The 537-nt window shown below is 42.5% G+C and carries 1 protein-coding gene; it reads right to left on the bottom strand.

Annotated features, from left to right (window positions below; genetic code table 11):
- Positions 1-537, bottom strand: a 537-nt coding sequence (locus H4K33_RS16405; protein ID WP_182650880.1) for a type IX secretion system membrane protein PorP/SprF, incomplete at both ends; no start/stop codon positions are given.

The raw sequence follows: 537 nt of genomic DNA, 5'->3' as shown, positions 1-537 counted from the left end.
CCATCGCAGCTGGTTTGAATTTGATATCGTTACTCAAATCAAAAACATAGCCCCCTGTTGCATACACGTGCAGTTTCTCGCGAAGTGTTTTAACGTCGTTGTCGTTGTAGCGAGAACGAGTCAACAAATTCGGGGCAGATAAACCTACATAGGCTTTGTCTGAGTACAAGAACAAGCCCGCTCCTATATTGGGTGTGAATTTGTTCTTGATGTCACTCTCCGCGACAGGATCGGATGGATTATAAATGTGCAACTTGCTGTAGTTCACATCCAGTAAATTAGCTGATCCCTTCAATCCAAAGGCCAATTTGTAGTGGTAATTCAAATCAATAGCATATGATAAATCTACCGATAAGGTATTGTCATCCATTACCCCTAAATGGTCATTGACAAAGTTTACTCCTAATCCCAATCCTGAATCTCCCAAGGGAGTATTTACGGATAAGGTTGCTGTTTTGGGAGCTCCTTCTAACCCAACCCATTGGGTGCGATACAAGCCAAAGATGTTTAATCCCTCATTACTACCCGCATAAGCAG

The sequence above is a fragment of the Myroides sp. WP-1 genome (assembly GCF_014145635.1).
Classification (GTDB): domain Bacteria; phylum Bacteroidota; class Bacteroidia; order Flavobacteriales; family Flavobacteriaceae; genus Flavobacterium.
The sequence above is the reverse complement of the archived record's forward strand: the minus strand, read 5'-3'. Positions and strand labels throughout refer to the sequence as shown.